The organism is Methylomagnum ishizawai, assembly GCF_019670005.1.
In the GTDB taxonomy this organism is placed as follows: domain Bacteria; phylum Pseudomonadota; class Gammaproteobacteria; order Methylococcales; family Methylococcaceae; genus Methylomagnum; species Methylomagnum ishizawai.
In genome coordinates this window covers 2095320-2111418 of the sequence record NZ_AP019783.1, presented here as the reverse complement: position 1 = coordinate 2111418, position 16099 = coordinate 2095320, and the positions used below count along the sequence as shown (strand labels likewise).

Sequence of the window (16099 nt, the reverse complement as noted above, 5' to 3'; positions counted from 1 at the left end):
GGTCCGCCCGGAACAGGTCCGGGCCGCGATTGTGCTGGAATTCGGCGGTGCCCGCAATCGTCCGCCCCGGCCAAGGAGCGCCGGTTCCACCGGCCCCCGTTCTTCACCCCCCCGGAGGCAACCCGCCTATGAAATCGCTCCTACGCCGGTTCAAATGGCCGTTCCGAACCCAGGCGGCGACCGCGCCGGAACCCCTGCCCGAACCCAGGTTCGAGCCCACCCCGGCACCGGCCCGCCGTGCCTCCGCCCTCGAATTACAGACCTTGCAGCAACTCTTCCCCTTGCGCACCCTGGACGAAGATACCCTCAAAACCTTCGTGCTGGACCGCGAGGCCGACATTTATCCCGAGGGTTCCATCCTGTTCCGCCCAGGCGAACCGGCACATTCGGTGCACTACCTGCTGCAAGGCCGCGTGGCCCTGACCACCGCCGAGGGCGCTTGCTACGAAATCCAGGCGGGTTCGGCCCAGGCGCGGTTTCCGCTCTACGCGGGCCGGCAGTACAACGCCACCGCCGAGGCCAAGACCGAAATCCAGGTGCTGCGGGTCAACGCCCAAATCATGGCCCATGGCGAACCCGGCGCGGTGGCCCTGGGCACCGACACCGACCCGCTCGACCGCGAACTACCCGACGCCGTGCGCGACCACCCGGTTTTCCAAGCCTTCCAGAGGCATTACCTCGACACCGGCCTGGAATTGCCCCCCCTGCCCACGGTGGCGGCCAAGCTCGGGCAGGCCATCGAGCGCGATTGCCATCTGCGCGAACTGGCGGGACATGTCCAGCTCGATCCGGTCATCGGTTCGCGCTTGGTGGGCGTCGCCAACAGCCCCTTGTACCATGCCGGGGAGCCGGTCAATTCCTGCCACGACGCCATCGCCGTTTTGGGGATGGCCGCCACCCGCAACCTGGTCCTCGGCCTGTGCCTAAAACGGGTGTTCGAGTCCAAGGAACCCAGGCTCAACGCCCTGTTGCACGCGCAATGGAAACAAAGCCTCCAACTCTCGGCCCTGTGCTACGTGCTGGCCGGGGAGAACGGCGGGATCGACCGGGAGGAGGCTTTGCTGGCCGGCTTGATCGCCGATATCGGCGCCCTGCCCTTCCTGTACTTCCTGGCGCGGCCTTCGGGGGTGGCCTGGTCGGAAGAAGATATCCAAACCCTGCTGCCCCATATACGCGGGCCTTTGGGCGCCCATCTGCTGGGCCGCTGGCATTTCCCGGCGGAATTGGCGCGTATCCCGCTCTTGGCGGAAAGCTGGTACCACGATGGCGGTGCCGGGCTGGACCTCGCCGATATCGTGATCCTGTCCAAGCTGCACGCCTATATCGGCACGCCGCGCCGGGCCGACCTGCCCGCCATCAACGCCATCCCGGCCTTCTCCAAGCTCAAGGCGGGCAAGCTGTCGCCGGAGCTGTCGCTGGACATCCTGGCCAAGGCCAAGCACAAGATCAACCAAGCCCTGAAGGTGTTCGCGGGCTAATCCAAATCCTTCACGCCGCGCTCGACCTCGCCGTGCTTGCGCAATTGGCGCTTGAGGATTTTGCCGGCGGCGTTGCGCGGCAAGGCTTCGACCAGTTCGAAGCGCTTCGGCACCTGATGCCGCCCCAGATGCTCGCGGCAGAACGCCCGCAAACCAGCCTGGGTCTCGCCGTCGGCCCCGTCCACCGCGACATAGGCCACCGGCACCTCGCCGTGCAACTCGTTGAGTTCGCCTACCACCGCCGCTTCGCGCAAGCCCGGATAGCGGTGCAGCACTTCCTCGATCATGCGCGGATAGACGTTCATGCCGTTGACGATGATGAGATCCTTCTTGCGGTCCACAATGCTGAAATAACCGTCCTCGTCGCAGGTGCCGAGATCGCCGGTCAGGAGCCAGCCGTCCCGCATCACCTCGCGGGTTTCCTCGGGCCGGTTCCAATAGCCCTTCATGACATTGGCGCCGCGCACGGCGATTTCGCCCACCAGGCCCCGCGGCAGCTCGTTGCCCATATCGTCCACGATCCGCATCTCCACCCCCGGTATCGGCAGGCCCACCGTGCCGGGCTTGGCTAGGCCGCCGATGGGATTGACGCAGGTGACGGGCGAACATTCGGTCGGACCGTCGCCCTCGTAGATATTCACGCCGAACTTGGCCTCGAAGCGGCGCAACACCTCCACCGGCAAAGCCGCCCCGCCCGAAACACAAAACCGCAACGTGCGGAAGCACGGCACCCGCTCGTCCCTCAGCCGCAACAGTACGCCATACATACTGGGCACGCCCAGGAACACCGTGACGGCCTGGGCCGCGATGGCCTCGGCCACGGCCTCCGGCTCGAACCGCGGCAGCGGCACGAAGGCGCAGCCATTGGTCAGCGGCGTCAACATCCCCACGGTGGCGGCGAAGGCATGGAACATCGGCAACACCACCAACACCCGGTCCTCGCCCGGACGCCAGTGCATGGCCTCGCGCACGCTCTGGGTGTTGGCGTACAGGTTGCCGTGGGTGAGCATCGCGCCCTTGGGGAAGCCGGTGGTGCCGGAGGTGTAGAGGATGGCGGCGACCGCGTCCGCCGGGTCCAATTCGGGTTCGGGCACCGGGCCGTCCCCGGCCAGGAGGTCTTCCCAAGCCACGGCGCCCGCCGCCGCCCCGCCGATCAGCACGCCTAAGTCCGGCTTAAACCCGGTCTCCAGCACCCGCTCCACGGTCGGGGCCAGGGCGGCGTGGTAGACCAGCGCCTTGACCCCGGCATCGCCCAGGATATAGGCGATTTCCTCGACATTGATGAGCAGGTTGATCGGCACCACCGTGGCCCCGGCCTTGACGATACCGGCGTAGGCCAGGGCGAACTCCGGCGAATTGGGGCAATACAAGGCCACGCGCTCCCCCGGCGCGACGCCCCGCGCCGCCAATCCCGCCGCGACCCGGTCGGACAACTCGCCGAAGCGCCGGTGGTCCAGCGCCGTGGCCCCGGCGATGATGGCGGGACGGTCGGGATAGAAGCGGGCGCTTTCGCGCAGGGCGTGGATCAAGGTAGGCATGGGGCAGGCTCCTGGGAGGGGGTTGACAACGCGCCGCCCCAAGGTCCGGGCAAAAATAATCCCGCCGGGCGGCGCCACGGCGGGATTATACGGAGGCCGGGAATCAGTTGACGACGTTGTGGCCGCGGTTGCGCATACAGTTGATGAAGGCGCGTTTGTAGGCTTCGTCGCCGGACACGCCCTGCTGGGCACCGCCACCGATACCGCCCGCCGCCGCGCCGATGGCCGCGCCCGCGCCGGGATTGCCGGCCACGGCCCCAATCGCCGCGCCCGCCGCCGCGCCCAACAAACCGCCCGCGACCACGCCCTTGGCGGCTTCCGAGCCGGTGCTGCCCGCCTGCTTGGCGAGCATCTTACATTCCTCGGTATCCTGGGGGATCGCCTGCGGGTTGCGGTCGTTGTAGCTATCGACCGTGGGCTGCCAGCCGCTATAGGTGGCGCAGCCGCTGGCCACGACCAACAGGGGGATCACGATCATGCAGACTTTCTTGCTCATCATAAAAAACCGCCTTTCTCAATCGATAAAACAAAGCACTCGCTTCGGCAATCCATTATAGAAGCCTTCATGCGAACGCTCTAACCGCTATGGACGATACCCGCCCAGGTTTGCGGGCTACACGCTTGGGGCGCTAGCCGACGATGGCCTCGCCACGGGCCAGCTTGGGCAGGCGTCCGCCCAATCCCATGGCGTAGCGCATCGCCAGTTGCTTGGCCGGCTTGAAGCGCTCGGCCAAGCCCAGCCCCAGGTTCCGCGCCAACCGCAAGGGCGGGTTGGCGTTGCCGAACACCCGGTAGAACATATCCATGGTGGTCATCATCAGGAGATTGTTGCTGCGGCGCATGTCCTCGTAGCCATTCAAGACCGGGGCCGAGCCGAGGTCGCGGCCCAGCCGGTGGGCGTCCATCAAGGTCTGCGCCAGGGCGGCGGCGTCCAATAGGCCGATGTTGACGCCCTGCCCGGCCAAGGGATGGATCATATGGGCGGCGTCGCCGATCAAGGCCACGCCCGCCTTGGTATAGCTCAGCGCGTGCTGGCGCTTGAGCGGGAAACTGCCCCTGGCGCTGATGGATTCGATATCGCCCAGGCAATCGGGGAAGGTCTGGCGCAATTCGCGCATCAAGTCGGCATCGGGCAGGGCTTTCAGGCGTTTGACCTGCTCCGGGGTCTCGTACCAAACCAGGGAAGCGTGGGGTCCGTCCAGCGGCAGGAAGGCTTGCGGTCCCGCCGGGACGAAGCGCTGCCAAGTGATATCCTGCTGGCCGTAGGCGGTATCCACCGTCAGTACCAGGGCGTGCTGTTCGTAATCCCAACCGCTGACGCCCATCCCCGCCGCCTGCCGCACCCGCGAATAGCCACCGTCGGCGGCGATCAGCAAGCGGCCCTTGAGTACCCGGCCATCCTCCAATTCCACGGTCGAACCCTGGGGCGTGTAATCGATCTTGCGGGTCTTGACCGGGCACAGCAGTTCGACATTGGCGAAAGCCTTGAGGCGGTCCAGCACCGCCCATTGGATCACCCGGTTCTCGACGATATAGCCCAGCACCGGCTCGTTGATATCCTCGCTGCGGAATTCCACATCGCCCGCGCCTTCCCAGACCCGCATCCGCCGGAACGGGCAGAACCGCCGCCCGGTCACGCCCGGCCACGCGCCGACGGTCTTGAGGATGCTGGCCGAGGCCACGCTGACCGCCGACACCCGGAGATCGTGGGGCTGCTCCGGGGAGAATTCCCGCGGCGGCGCATCTTCCAGCACGGCCACCCGCAACCGGCTCCCGCCCAGGGCGCAGCCCAAGGTCGCCCCGACCATGCCGCCGCCGACTATCAACACATCGTATTCGTCTTTCATCGCTTTCTTGCCTCCCGCGCTGGAACGGCGGATTGTGGGTTTTATTACAAGCCGGACAGCATACCGCAAAAACCGCCCTGGCCGGGCGGTCCACGGATGGGCCGTGGCACGGGCCGCGCCCCCGCCCGCCCACGGCCCAGATATCCCCTTACTTGGGCGCTCCCGGATGGCCCGGCCCGCCGCGCCGCCCCCGCGGGGCGCGTTCGCCCATCGGGGACAGGTCGTCGAACACCTTGCGTTGCCCGGGACTCAAAGTGGCGTAGAAGGTCCGGGTCGCCGCCAGCACATCCTCCAACATCGTCTGCCGCGCCTTGTTGAGATCGATCAACTTTTGCAGGCGTTCGGGGGCCGGAAGTTGCTTCATCGCCTCCATATCGGGATGGACCTTCTGCGCCCGCGCCCGCTCGATCTTGTCGGAGAAGGTTTTCCAGTCCGCCTCCTGGGCCGGGGTGAGCTTGAGCTCGGTATGTATCTGGGCCAGCCGCTCGTTGACGTATTGCTCGCGATGGGCGGCCCAGGGTCCGCCGTCCATGCCGTCCGGGCCTTGGGCCGATGCGGCCCCGGCCAGTCCCAGATTGAGCAGGAGCGCGCCGATCAGCCATGATTCGCGGTAAATATTCATCGTGGGTTCCTCTTGCGACGAGATTGGATGGACGGCGGGATTCCCATCCCGCCGGAGACGCTCCCCAGCCAGGGGCGCGGCCCCGGCTTGGTATCCTTGTGTGTGCCTGTGCCACCAGGATACACGGAGATACAAAAGCCGGTGACGCCCCCGGCCCGACACGGTAAAACATGCCCATGGACAACGCCCATATCTTAGTCGTCGATGACGACCGCGAAATCCGCCTCCTGGTCGGGGATTACCTGAAAAAAAACGGCTACCGCATCACCCTGGCCGCCGATGGCCGCCAGATGCGGGAAGTCCTGGCCGCCAGCGGCATCGACCTGGTGATCCTCGACGTCATGCTGCCGGGGGAGGACGGGCTGTCGCTATGCCGCGACCTGCGCGCCCGCTCCGACCTGCCGGTGCTGATGCTCACCGCCCGCGGCGACCCCATCGACCGGGTGCTGGGCCTGGAAATGGGCGCGGACGATTATCTCCCCAAGCCCTTCGAGCCCCGCGAACTGCTGGCCCGGCTCCGCAACATCCTGCGCCGGCTCCACGCCCTGCCCAGCCGCGGCGTCGCCCACCAGACGGGCCGCTGGCGCTTCGCCGGCTGGCGGCTGGATGGACGCACCCGCCAGCTCACCTCGCCCCAGGGCGTGGTGGTGGCGCTGTCGGGCGCGGAATACCGCCTGCTGCAAGTATTCCTGGCCCATCCCAACCGGGTGCTGAGCCGCGACCAACTCATGGACCTGGCCCGCGGCAAGGAAGCCGATCCCTTCGACCGCTCCATCGACCTCCGGGTCAGCCGCCTGCGCCAAAAGCTCGGCGACAACGCCCGCGCCCCCGACCTCATCAAGACCCAGCGCAACGAGGGCTATGTGTTGGCGGCGGCGGTGGAGGCGGAGTGATGCCATGGTTCCCGCCGCGCTCCCTGGCGGTCCGGCTGTTCCTGCTGTTGCTGGGCGGGGTGTTGGCGGCGGTATCGACCACCACGGCGCTGGCGATCCACGAGCGCGAGCGTATCGTGCAAAGCTTCCGCGACCAGGCCACGGCGGACCGGGTCGCCGATTTCCTACATTTGCTGGCCGCGCTGCCGCCGGGTGAACGCTTCGCTACGGTGCGGGCCTTGCCCTCGGGGCTGTGGCGCATCGATCCCGGCGACCGGCCCCACGCCGTGCCGCAACCGTTCTCGCCCACCTTCACCCTGGCGCTGGAAGAAGCCGTGGGCACCGGCATCCAGATCGAGGACGCCTGGCGCGTCATCCGCCAGGATTGCGAGGACGACGGCGGCCCTTGCCTGCCCAAGCGGGTGATCGGTGCCTGGGTGCGCTTCCCCGACGGCCAGCGGGTCCATGTCGAAGGCATCCGCGACTATTCCCCGCCCTACCTGCCGCAAGGCGCCCAGTTCGCCATCAACCTCTCGCTGCTGGCGGCCTTCCTGGCGGTGATGGCGTGGTTCGCGGTGCGCCTGGTGCTGGAACCCCTGCGCAGCCTGTCCCAAGCCGCCGAAGCCTTCGGCCGCGATCCCGACCATCCGCCGATGGACGAATCCGGCCCCAGCGAGGTGCGCCAAGCCGCCCGGACCTTCAACCAGATGCGCGAGCGCCTCCGCGCCCACATCCAGGAACGCACCCACATCCTGGCCGCCGTCACCCACGACCTGAAAACCCCCCTCACCCGGATGCGCCTGCGGTTGGAACAATGCGAGGACGAACCCTTGCGGGCGCGCCTGGTGGAGGATGTCGAGGCCATGCGGACCCTGGTCGCCGAAGGGCTGGAACTGGCCCGCAGCCTGGATACCGGGCAGGCGCCCCAGGCGGTCGACCTCGCCGCCCTGCTGGGCAGCCTGTGCGACGATGCCCAGGACGCGGGCGGCGACACCCGTTATCTCGGACCGGAAACCGCCCTGGTCGCGGGCCGGCCCGAAGCCCTGCGCCGGGTGTTCCTCAACCTGATCGACAACGCCCTGAAATATGGCGGCGTGGCCGCCGTGGGCCTGGAACGGGCGGGCGCGGACTGGCTGGTGCGGATCAAGGACGCCGGCAACGGCATCCCGGAACGCCATCTGGCCGAGGTCATGCAGCCGTTCTTCCGGCTGGAAACCTCGCGCTCGCGCGAAACCGGCGGCACCGGGCTGGGTTTGTCCATCGCCGCCAACCTGCTCGCGGCCCAGAACGGGATTTTGACCTTGCACAACCGTCCCGAGGGCGGACTGGAAGCGCGGGTGCGCCTGCCCGCGCTCAAAGGCAATGGCAAGCCATGAACCGCCATGGCCATGGCGTTGCGTTGTCCCTGGAGGATTCGATGGATCGTCTCTGGTATTCGGACGGCTTATCGCCCAAACTTCCCTTATTTGAGAGGGAAACCGATGACACGCTTCGCACGCTTGGGAGGGATGGCGGGACTGGGCTTGCTACTGGCGGCCTGCGCCCAATTCAGGGATTCGGACACGCGCCTGACCGAGAACCACCTGTTCACCGCCGGCTTCAAGATGATGGAGGCCAACACCCCGGAACGGCAAGGCATGTTGAATGGGCTGGCCCCCGAAACCCTCACCCGCGTCCCCAGGCCCGAGGCGGTCTATTACATCTATGCCGACCCGGATATCTGTAGCTGCCTGTACGTGGGGCGGGAAGCCGAGTTCGACAAGTTGCAAGCCCTGTTGCGGGAACGGCAGGATTCCGACCGGCGGATGATCGCCAGGGAACTGGAGCAGGACCAACGCCTGGGCTGGGGTCCGACCGGACCCTGGGGCAATTGGGGCATGGGCGGAAACAGTGCCGGGAGGCCGGATTGGGACCCCCAGTGATCGGCCAACGGGGCGCTCCCGGCCCGGCAACCGGCCAGCCCCCGGCTTATTTCGTTGGCGCGGGACCGGAGCGTCCCGCCCGTTTGGAGTTACGATGCGCAATGAATTGATCGGCGACGGCACCAAGAGCTATATCCTCTCCTCCGGGGTGATCATCGTGCGGGGCCTGCAAAGCCCGCACTACCTGCTGCTACGGGCCTTCCAATACTGGGATTTCCCCAAGGGCGTGGTGGAACCGGGGGAAGACCCGTTCATGGGTGCCCAACGCGAGGTGGAGGAGGAAACCGGGCTGACCGGATTGCTGTTCCATTGGGGCAAGACCTTCCAGGAAACCCGCCCCTACGGCATCGGCAAGATCGCCCGCTATTACCTGGCCGAATCCCCCGAGGGCGAGGTGTTCCTGCCGGTGAACCCGGCGCTGGGACGGGCCGAACACGAGGAATTCCGCTGGGTGGATTTCAAGGCGGCGCGGAGCCTGGTCGGCCCCCGGCTGAAGCCCATCCTGAACTGGGCCGATTGGCTGGTGACCCATGGCCGGAACGGTTGAGGGCGGAGCGCCGCCGACCCCGGTGGAACCGGCCCCGATTTGCTAAAATCGCCGCCCTCGTTCCACCGACCGGACCCCGCGATGCAGATTCACCTGGAATTGGATACCACCGGACTGATGTGCCCCCTGCCCCTGCTCAAGCTCAAGAAAGCCCTGCAAACCCTACAGGGCGGCCAGACCGTCCTGGTCTTGGCGACCGATCCGGCCTCGGTGCTGGACTTCGGCGTGTTCCTGGAACAGGCCGGGCACGAGTTGCTGGAACGCAGCGAGGACACCGGGGTGTTCCGCTACCTGATACGCAAGGGCTGAACGCCGGGACTCAGCCACGCAGGCCGATGACCGGCCAGCCCCGCTCCCGGGCGTGACGGGCCAAGCTCGGGTCCGGGTCCACCGCCACCGGATGTTCGACCCGCTCCAACAGCGGCAAATCGTTGTGGGAATCGCTGTAGAACCAGCTTCCCGCCAAATCCCGCCCTGTTTCCGCCAGCCATTCCGCCAACCGCGCCACCTTGCCTTCCTGGAAACAGGGCGTGCCCTCGAAACGCCCGGTATAGCGCCCGTCGCGGAATTCCGGGGTGGTGGCGATCAGGTGTTCGATGCCGTACAAGCGGGCGATGGGTTCGGTCACGAAGCGGTTGGTGGCGGTGACGATCACCGGCAGGTCGCCCGCCGCGCGGTGCTTTTCGATCAAGGCCCGCGCCGCCGGCAACAGGATCGGCCCGATCTTGGCCGCGACGAATTCTTCGCGCCAGCGGTACAGGGTCGCGGGTTCGTGCCGGGCCAGGGGGGCCAGCGCGAACTCCAAAAACCGGGCGATATCCAGACACCCTTGCTTATAGTCCTCGTAGAAGCGGGCGTTGGCCGTTTCGTACTCCTGGGCGTCGACGATGCCGCGCTCGACCAGGAATTGCCCCCACAGATAATCGCTGTCACCCGCGATCAAGGTGTTATCGAGATCGAATATTGCCAGACTCACGAGATTCCTTTAAATTCCAAGATGACGGTAAGAAGAAACTGTCAACGGCCCGCCCCGATAGCCTGGGTGGCCGGAGCCGGTCCCACCCGGCGCTAACGCCGGACCGAAACCGTAACACCGCCGGACGAGACGGCGGACTATACACCAGCCCCAACCAGGACTCGCGCCCCGTCATGATCGACCCGGATGGCTATCGCCTCAACGTAGGCATCATCTTATGCAACGACGAGGGCCGTGTGTTCTGGGCGCGGCGGTTGGGGATGCGCTCCTGGCAATTCCCCCAGGGCGGCATCAAATTCAACGAAGACCCGCAATCCGCCATGTACCGGGAATTGTACGAGGAAGTCGGGCTGCGCTACCGCGACGTCAAGATCATCGCCCGCACCCGCGACTGGCTGCGCTACGACCTCCCCGAGCGCTATATCCGCAAGCATTCCTATCCGCTGTGCATCGGCCAGAAGCAACTCTGGTTCATGCTGCGCCTCCGGGCCAGCGAATCCCGCATCCGCCTCAACCGCACCGCCAAGCCCGAATTCGACCATTGGTGCTGGGTCGATTATTGGTATCCCGTCAGCGATGTGGTCTATTTCAAGCGGCAGGTCTACCGCCAGGCGTTGACCGAACTCGGCAACCACTTGGCCACCGGCAAACCCGCCCGCGCCCCCGCCGCGCCCCTGCCCGCCGGTCCCCGGATCGTCGTCCAGGAAGGCTGAGCCGCCACGGCTCAATAACCCCGCGACGAGAAATCCAAGCCCTCGGGAATCTCCCGGCCCCGTCCCATCGTGGTGGCGATGCCGCCATCGGCCCCCAGTTCGATCCAGCGATAGCCGGGCGGCAGCGCGTCCAGCGCGAAATCGGCTTGCAGCGGTTTGAACTGGAAACAGGTCGAGGGCGTGGCGATCATGCGGACGCCTTGGTGCGTCCGGTCGATGGCCTGGTGGACATGGCCGCACACCACCGCCCGCACCCGTGGATGCGCCGCCAGCAATCCGAACAAACGGTCGGCGTCCTCCAACACCATGGTGTCCATCCAGGCGCTGCCGCTGGGCACGGCGTGATGGTGCAGGGCGATCAAGGCGTGGCATTCCGGGTGCCGCCCCAGCAGGTCCTCCAACAGCCGCAATTGCTCCCCGCCGAGGCGGCCAAAGGGCAGGCGCGGGATGGTGCTGTCCAGGCAGATGATTTGCCAACCGCCCACGACGAGGTTGGATTGGAACAACACCCCCGCGCCGACCAGGTGTTGCTCGATCAACCGGGGGTCGTCGTGGTTGCCGGGCAGGCAATAGGCCGGGCAAGGCAGTCCCCGCAAGCGCTCCCGCAAGCGCCGGTAGGCCGAGGGCACCGGGTCTTGCACCAAATCGCCGGTCAGGAGGACCAGGTCCGGGGGCGGGCCGGACGCCAAGGCGGCGCGGAGGGTATCGACGAAGCTTTGCTCGGTGTCCACGCCGAGCATACGTTCCCCGGCCCCGGCCAGGAAATGCAGGTCGGTGAGGTGCAGCAAGCGGAGGTTCCCCGGCGGTTTCGGGGCGCTGGCCGGGGCGGCAGGCGGCGAAAGGTCGGTCATCGGACTGGTCCCGTTAGGGTGGCTCGTGAGTGGTGGTTGCCGCCGCGCCCTGGGGGAAGCGCCGCGCCGCCGCTATTGTATCTGGTTTGTATCCGGCCTTGCCGCGGCGACCCGGAATCCGCGACACCCGCCTAGAACTTCAGGAGGGAATGCACCGGATAGCCCGCCAGCCGTTCCCGCCCACACAAAGCCTCCAACTCGACCACGAACCCCAGGGCCACGACCTCGGCCCCCAGCGATTCGATCAAGCCGCAACTGGCCTGGGCGGTGCCGCCGGTGGCGAGCAGGTCGTCGATCAGCAGCACCTTGTCGCCCGGTCCCACGGCGTCGATATGGGCTTCCAAGGAGGCGGAACCATATTCGAGGTCGTAGCTGACGCTCTGGACGTTGTAAGGCAGCTTGCCCGGTTTCCGCAAAGGCACGAAACCCACGCCCAGTTCCCAGGCCACCAGGGAGCCGAAGATGAAACCCCGCGCCTCCATCCCCGCCACCGCCGTGATGTCCCGGCCCAGGAAGGGGTGCAGCAGATGATGCACCGCCAAACGCAGGCTGGCCGGGTCCTTCACCAAGGGCGTGATGTCCTTGAACAGGATGCCGGGCTTGGGGAAGTCCGGGATATCCCGGATTTTGGCTTTGAGCGCTGCGACCGGGTTCATGCGCGTTGCTTCCCGGCGGCGATACGCGGTATGGCCTGTGCTTCGGGCATGGCCTTCTGGCGGAAAGCGTCGATGGACTCGAAAATTCCGGCGGCGTCGAGGCCGCATTCGGCCAGGAGTTCCTCGCGGGTGCCCTGCTCGACGAAGAAGTCGGGCAATCCCAGGTTCAACACCGGGTTGCGGCGCAGATGGGCATTCAACAATTCGTTGACGCCGCTGCCCGCCCCGCCCGCGACCACGTTTTCCTCGACCGTGACGATAAGCTCGTGGCTCTCGGCCAGCTTGAGGATCAAATCCTCGTCCAGGGGTTTGACGAAGCGCATATTGACCACGGTCGCGCCCAGCTTTTCGCCCGCCTCGACCGCCGGGGACACCAGGCTGCCGAAGGCCAGGACGGCGATGCGGGAGCCTTCGCGGCGGACCTCGGCCTTGCCGATGGGCAGGGCGGTCATTTCGTCGCGCACCTCGACCCCGCCGCCCTTGCCGCGGGGATAACGCACCGCCGCCGGGCCATTGTGCTTGAAGCCGGTGTAGAGCATTTGGCGGCATTCGTTCTCGTCGGCGGGGGCCATCACCACCATCCCAGGCAGGCAGCGCAGATAGCTCAGATCGAAACTGCCCGCGTGGGTGGGACCGTCGGGACCGACTAGGCCGGCCCGGTCGATGGCGAACAGCACCGGCAGTTTTTGCAACACCACATCGTGGATCAGCTGGTCGTAGGCGCGTTGCAGGAAGGTGGAATAAATCGCCACCACCGGCTTATAGCCTTCGCAGGCCTGTCCCGCCGCCAAGGTCACGGCGTGCTGCTCGGCGATGCCCACATCGAAATAACGGTCGGGGAAACGCCGCTCGAATTCCACCAATCCGGACCCCTCGCGCATGGCCGGGGTCACGCCCAGGAGCCTGCGGTCCCGTTCCGCCATATCGCACAGCCATTGGCCGAACACTTCCGTGTAGCTCGGCGTGCCCGGCTTGGCCTTGGGCAAATGGTCCTGGCTCGGGTCGAACACACCGACGCCATGATAGGCCACCGGGTCGCGCTCGGCGGGGGCATAGCCCTTGCCCTTTTTGGTGACCACATGCAGGAACTGCGGCCCCGGCGTCTTGCGGAGATTGCGCAGGGTGGTGATGAGAGTGTCGAGGTCGTGGCCGTCGATGGGACCGATATAGTTGAAGCCCAGTTCCTCGAACAGCGTGCCCGGCGCCACCATGCCCTTGACATGTTCCTCGGCGCGGCGGGCCAATTCCCACACGCCCGGCATCCGGTGCTTCAACAGTTCCTTGCCGCCCCGGCGCACGCTGGAATAGAAATTGCCGGACAGGATTTTGGCCAAATAGTTGTTGAGCGCCCCGACATTGGGCGAAATCGACATCTCGTTGTCGTTGAGGATCACCAAGAGGTTGGCGTCGAGCGGACCCGCGTGGTTCAGCGCCTCGAACGCCATGCCGCCGGTCATGCCGCCATCGCCGATGATGGCGACGGCGTGGGTGTCCTTCTTGTCCAGGGAAGCGGCTATCGCCATCCCCAGCGCGGCGCTGATGGAGGTGCTGGAATGGCCCACGCCGAAGCAATCGTAGGGGCTTTCGTCGCGGTTGGGGAAGGCCGAGAGGCCGTCCTTCTTGCGGATGCTGGGCAGGCGCTCGCGGCGTCCCGTGAGGATTTTGTGCGGATAGGCTTGGTGCCCCACGTCCCAGACCAGCTTGTCCTCCGGCGTGTTGAAGACATAGTGCAAGGCGATGGTCAATTCCACCGTGCCCAACCCCGCCGCCAAATGCCCGCCGGACTGGCTCACGCTGTGCAGCAGGAAAGCCCGCACCTCTTCCGCCAAGCGCGGCAATTGGTCTTCCGGGAGGTTGCGGAGGTCGGCGGGACCCGTGATGGAGGGGAGCAAGGAATGGCTGTTCGGATGATTCATGGGGGATTCTTAAGTCGGGAAACGGGGCCGGACGGAACGCCGGTCCCAGGGGGATCGCGGCGGCGGAAACAAGCTCGGGGCCATTATGGAACCGCGCCCCAGGGCTTTCAAGAAAGGCCGTTCCGCCGCCCCGGGCCTAGTTGCGGCGTTCGATGATGAACAGCGACAAGGCCCGCAGCAGGTCGGCCTCCGCGCCGAAGCCCGCGAGGCTGGCCAGCGCCTCCTCGTGCAATTCCTGGGCTTTCTCCTTGGCCCCGTTCAGCCCCAGGAGGGCCGGATAATTCGGCTTGTTGTGGTCGCGGTCCTTGCCCTGGGTCTTGCCGAGGGTCTGGGTGTCGCTCTCCTCGTCGAGGATATCGTCCTTGATCTGGAAGGCGAGCCCGATGCATTTGGCGTAATGGTCGAGTTTGTCGGCGGCGGCCGGATCGTGCGGCACCTGGGCCAGGGTCGCCAGCTTGACGCTGGCCCGGATCAAGGCGCCGGTCTTGCGGATGTGCATGTTTTCCAGGCTGGGGAGGTCGAGGATTTTGCCCACCGCGTCCAGGTCGATGGCCTGCCCCCCGACCATGCCATAGGAACCGCTGGCGGTCGCCAGGGTTTCGATCATGGCGATGCGGTTCTCCGCCGGAACCTGGAGGCTGGGATCGTGGGCCAGCACATGGAAGGCCAACGCCTGCAAGCCGTCCCCGGCCAGGATGGCGGTGGCCTCGTCGAAGGCGATATGGCAGGTCGGCTTGCCGCGGCGCAGGGCGTCGTCGTCCATGGCGGGCAAATCGTCGTGGATCAGCGAATAGACGTGGATGAATTCCACCGCCGCGGCCGGGCCGTCCAGCAGGTCGAGGGACAACCCCAAGGCAACCCCGGTGGCATAGGTCAACAAGGGCCGCAGCCGCTTGCCGCCGCCCAGCGCGGAATAGCGCATGGCCTGGTGCAGCCGTTCCGGCATCCGGGTCGTGGCGGGGAGCCTCGCGTCCAGCGCGGCTTCGGCGCGGGTCTGGCAGGCCCGCATGAAATCTTGCAAAGCGTTCTCAGGATTCATCGGTAAAAGGTTTCAGTGTGGGTTCGCCGTTCTTTTCCAGCAACACGCGGACTTTTTGTTCCGCTTCGCGCAGGGCGGCTTGGCTGGTGCGGGTGAGTTGCACGCCGCGCTCGAACAGCTTGAGGGCTTCTTCCAAGGGCAGGTCGCCCTGCTCCATGCGCTCCACCAGTTGTTCCAGCTCGGCCAGGGATTCTTCGAAATTGGGGGCTTTTTTCGCCATGGTCCGGGGCGTTGCGGCGCGGTGGTCGGTGTAGGGCGGTATTATCACAAATGTTGGTACTTGAGAAAAACACTGGGATTTAGCGCGGGCGGCGTCCCGATGGGACATGGGCCGGGCGCGGCTTCCGGGCCGGAACAGCCCGCCCGTGGAGCGGCCCCCGGTCCGGCCTGGGGGTTTCAACTATCATGTCCGCGGCAGCCGGAGCCATATCGCACCGGCCACCAAGCCGGGAGGAGCCGTCGCGGCCAAAGTCGCCGACGGCCACCATAGCCCTCCGCACGGCGGATGGAAACACACGAAGAGGCACCAGCGCCCGAAGCTCCGGACCGGGCCGGGCCGGTCCGGGTCGGCTTCCGGGCTGGTGTGGTTTATACGAAAATCACGGACAGCGGAACCAAATTTGCCGGCCCATTACGGCAATTGGACGGAGGATACCCCGTTTGCATAATAACCCGCCCCCCCAAAAAAAGCCGCACTCCCCCAGTTTTAATACTTTCCGAATACCATGCCTGTTAGAAAAAAAACCTTTTCGTGCGGCCACAGCGGCAAAGGGAGATTCTGCCATCGCTGCGCCAGCGAAGAACAGCGGAAGCACGCGATGCTCCAAGCGAAAACCCAGCGCATCCAACGGCTCTCTCAAGCCCCGATCCCGCTCGACGACCTGCCTCCCGAAATCGCGGAAAAAACCCTCGAAATGATCGCCGCACTGCAACAAGGCGCCTCTTATATGGATTTCATGGGGAAACGGATGAAGAATATGGGACAACGCCATGTCATTTCCATCCCCATCGGACGGAGATACCGCTTGATCTGCAAAGAAGATAATGGCCAACTGGAATTCATCGAAGCCATCTCCCACGAAGAATATAATAACCGTTTATCCGGTAACGGCTGGGTTTGAG

General features: G+C 65.9%; 18 protein-coding genes. 8 read left to right on the top strand and 10 right to left on the bottom strand.

Annotation, left to right across the window (positions count from 1 at the left end):
* Positions 1-128 precede the first annotated feature (128 nt).
* Positions 129-1478: an HDOD domain-containing protein gene (locus tag K5658_RS09690; RefSeq protein WP_221066727.1), complete on the top strand. Its 1350-nt coding sequence runs from the start codon at positions 129-131 to the stop codon at positions 1476-1478.
* Here K5658_RS09690 and K5658_RS09685 read toward each other — a convergent pair.
* The 4 genes from K5658_RS09685 to K5658_RS09670 form a co-directional block, all read right to left on the bottom strand.
* On the bottom strand, positions 1475-3016 hold the full coding sequence (locus tag K5658_RS09685; RefSeq protein WP_221066726.1) for a long-chain-fatty-acid--CoA ligase: 1542 nt from the start codon (positions 3014-3016) through the stop codon (positions 1475-1477). The two genes, K5658_RS09690 and K5658_RS09685, sit on opposite strands and share 4 nt — an antisense overlap.
* A 103-nt stretch (positions 3017-3119) precedes the next feature.
* On the bottom strand, positions 3120-3515 hold the full coding sequence (locus K5658_RS09680; RefSeq protein WP_343223312.1) for a glycine zipper family protein: 396 nt from the start codon (positions 3513-3515) through the stop codon (positions 3120-3122).
* 130 nt (positions 3516-3645) lie between these two features.
* Positions 3646-4863: a UbiH/UbiF/VisC/COQ6 family ubiquinone biosynthesis hydroxylase gene (locus K5658_RS09675; protein WP_221066725.1), complete on the bottom strand. Its 1218-nt coding sequence runs from the start codon at positions 4861-4863 to the stop codon at positions 3646-3648.
* Positions 4864-5011: 148 nt separating this feature from the next.
* Entirely contained in the window at positions 5012-5485 is a 474-nt protein-coding gene (locus tag K5658_RS09670; RefSeq protein ID WP_221066724.1) for a Spy/CpxP family protein refolding chaperone, read from the bottom strand.
* Positions 5486-5661: 176 nt separating this feature from the next.
* Here K5658_RS09670 and K5658_RS09665 point away from each other — a divergent pair, with 176 nt between their 5' ends.
* The 5 genes from K5658_RS09665 (at position 5662) to K5658_RS09645 (ending at position 9135) form a co-directional block, all read left to right on the top strand.
* Positions 5662-6378, top strand: a complete 717-nt coding sequence (locus K5658_RS09665) for a response regulator (RefSeq protein ID WP_221066723.1) — start codon at positions 5662-5664, stop codon at positions 6376-6378.
* Positions 6378-7733, top strand: a complete 1356-nt coding sequence (locus tag K5658_RS09660; protein ID WP_221066722.1) for an ATP-binding protein — start codon at positions 6378-6380, stop codon at positions 7731-7733. Before K5658_RS09665 ends, K5658_RS09660 begins: the two co-directional genes overlap by 1 nt.
* A 105-nt stretch (positions 7734-7838) precedes the next feature.
* Complete coding sequence (locus K5658_RS09655; RefSeq protein ID WP_221066721.1) at positions 7839-8279, top strand: hypothetical protein; 441 nt, start codon at positions 7839-7841, stop codon at positions 8277-8279.
* Between the two features lie 94 nt (positions 8280-8373).
* Complete coding sequence (locus K5658_RS09650) at positions 8374-8826, top strand: NUDIX domain-containing protein (protein WP_221066720.1); 453 nt, start codon at positions 8374-8376, stop codon at positions 8824-8826.
* Positions 8827-8907: 81 nt separating this feature from the next.
* Positions 8908-9135, top strand: coding sequence for a sulfurtransferase TusA family protein (locus tag K5658_RS09645; RefSeq protein WP_085214618.1), 228 nt, complete (start codon positions 8908-8910; stop codon positions 9133-9135).
* Positions 9136-9145: 10 nt separating this feature from the next.
* On the opposite strand, the gene K5658_RS09640 is transcribed toward K5658_RS09645, so the two are convergent.
* On the bottom strand, positions 9146-9802 hold the full coding sequence (locus tag K5658_RS09640; protein ID WP_221066719.1) for a histidinol-phosphatase: 657 nt from the start codon (positions 9800-9802) through the stop codon (positions 9146-9148).
* A gap of 173 nt (positions 9803-9975) precedes the next feature.
* On the opposite strand from K5658_RS09640, the gene K5658_RS09635 reads away from it, so the two are divergent.
* Entirely contained in the window at positions 9976-10515 is a 540-nt protein-coding gene (locus K5658_RS09635) for an RNA pyrophosphohydrolase (protein ID WP_221066718.1), read from the top strand.
* 11 nt (positions 10516-10526) lie between these two features.
* Here the strand turns inward: K5658_RS09635 and cpdA are convergent, their stop codons facing one another.
* The 5 genes from cpdA to xseB form a co-directional block, all read right to left on the bottom strand.
* Positions 10527-11366, bottom strand: a complete 840-nt coding sequence (cpdA, locus tag K5658_RS09630) for a 3',5'-cyclic-AMP phosphodiesterase (protein WP_221066717.1) — start codon at positions 11364-11366, stop codon at positions 10527-10529.
* Between the two features lie 131 nt (positions 11367-11497).
* A complete protein-coding gene (locus tag K5658_RS09625; RefSeq protein WP_221066716.1) occupies positions 11498-12022 on the bottom strand; it encodes an adenine phosphoribosyltransferase in 525 nt (174 codons plus the stop codon).
* A complete protein-coding gene (gene dxs / locus K5658_RS09620) occupies positions 12019-13938 on the bottom strand; it encodes a 1-deoxy-D-xylulose-5-phosphate synthase (RefSeq protein ID WP_221066715.1) in 1920 nt (639 codons plus the stop codon). Before dxs ends, K5658_RS09625 begins: the two co-directional genes overlap by 4 nt.
* Positions 13939-14074: 136 nt before the next feature.
* Entirely contained in the window at positions 14075-14977 is a 903-nt protein-coding gene (ispA, locus tag K5658_RS09615; protein WP_221066714.1) for a (2E,6E)-farnesyl diphosphate synthase, read from the bottom strand.
* On the bottom strand, positions 14967-15197 hold the full coding sequence (gene xseB, locus K5658_RS09610; protein WP_221066713.1) for an exodeoxyribonuclease VII small subunit: 231 nt from the start codon (positions 15195-15197) through the stop codon (positions 14967-14969). The genes ispA and xseB overlap by 11 nt, the downstream gene beginning before the upstream one ends.
* Before the next feature lie 505 nt (positions 15198-15702).
* Between xseB and K5658_RS09605 the strand changes: the two genes are divergently transcribed.
* Complete coding sequence (locus K5658_RS09605) at positions 15703-16098, top strand: DUF7682 family zinc-binding protein (RefSeq protein ID WP_221066712.1); 396 nt, start codon at positions 15703-15705, stop codon at positions 16096-16098.
* Position 16099: the final 1 nt, after the last annotated feature.

Excerpts from the sequence above, each read along its gene's own strand:
- K5658_RS09690 (WP_221066727.1), top strand. The coding sequence starts at position 129 with ATGAAATCGCTCCTACGCCGGTTCAAATGGCCGTTCCGAACCCAGGCG.
- K5658_RS09685 (WP_221066726.1), bottom strand. The coding sequence starts at position 3,016 with ATGCCTACCTTGATCCACGCCCTGCGCGAAAGCGCCCGCTTCTATCCC.
- K5658_RS09680 (WP_343223312.1), bottom strand. The coding sequence starts at position 3,515 with ATGATGAGCAAGAAAGTCTGCATGATCGTGATCCCCCTGTTGGTCGTG.
- K5658_RS09675 (WP_221066725.1), bottom strand. The coding sequence starts at position 4,863 with ATGAAAGACGAATACGATGTGTTGATAGTCGGCGGCGGCATGGTCGGG.
- K5658_RS09670 (WP_221066724.1), bottom strand. The coding sequence starts at position 5,485 with ATGAATATTTACCGCGAATCATGGCTGATCGGCGCGCTCCTGCTCAAT.
- K5658_RS09665 (WP_221066723.1), top strand. The coding sequence starts at position 5,662 with ATGGACAACGCCCATATCTTAGTCGTCGATGACGACCGCGAAATCCGC.
- K5658_RS09660 (WP_221066722.1), top strand. The coding sequence starts at position 6,378 with ATGCCATGGTTCCCGCCGCGCTCCCTGGCGGTCCGGCTGTTCCTGCTG.
- K5658_RS09655 (WP_221066721.1), top strand. The coding sequence starts at position 7,839 with ATGACACGCTTCGCACGCTTGGGAGGGATGGCGGGACTGGGCTTGCTA.
- K5658_RS09650 (WP_221066720.1), top strand. The coding sequence starts at position 8,374 with ATGCGCAATGAATTGATCGGCGACGGCACCAAGAGCTATATCCTCTCC.
- K5658_RS09645 (WP_085214618.1), top strand. The coding sequence starts at position 8,908 with ATGCAGATTCACCTGGAATTGGATACCACCGGACTGATGTGCCCCCTG.
- K5658_RS09635 (WP_221066718.1), top strand. The coding sequence starts at position 9,976 with ATGATCGACCCGGATGGCTATCGCCTCAACGTAGGCATCATCTTATGC.
- cpdA (WP_221066717.1), bottom strand. The coding sequence starts at position 11,366 with ATGACCGACCTTTCGCCGCCTGCCGCCCCGGCCAGCGCCCCGAAACCG.
- K5658_RS09625 (WP_221066716.1), bottom strand. The coding sequence starts at position 12,022 with ATGAACCCGGTCGCAGCGCTCAAAGCCAAAATCCGGGATATCCCGGAC.
- dxs (WP_221066715.1), bottom strand. The coding sequence starts at position 13,938 with ATGAATCATCCGAACAGCCATTCCTTGCTCCCCTCCATCACGGGTCCC.
- ispA (WP_221066714.1), bottom strand. The coding sequence starts at position 14,977 with ATGAATCCTGAGAACGCTTTGCAAGATTTCATGCGGGCCTGCCAGACC.
- xseB (WP_221066713.1), bottom strand. The coding sequence starts at position 15,197 with ATGGCGAAAAAAGCCCCCAATTTCGAAGAATCCCTGGCCGAGCTGGAA.
- K5658_RS09605 (WP_221066712.1), top strand. The coding sequence starts at position 15,703 with ATGCCTGTTAGAAAAAAAACCTTTTCGTGCGGCCACAGCGGCAAAGGG.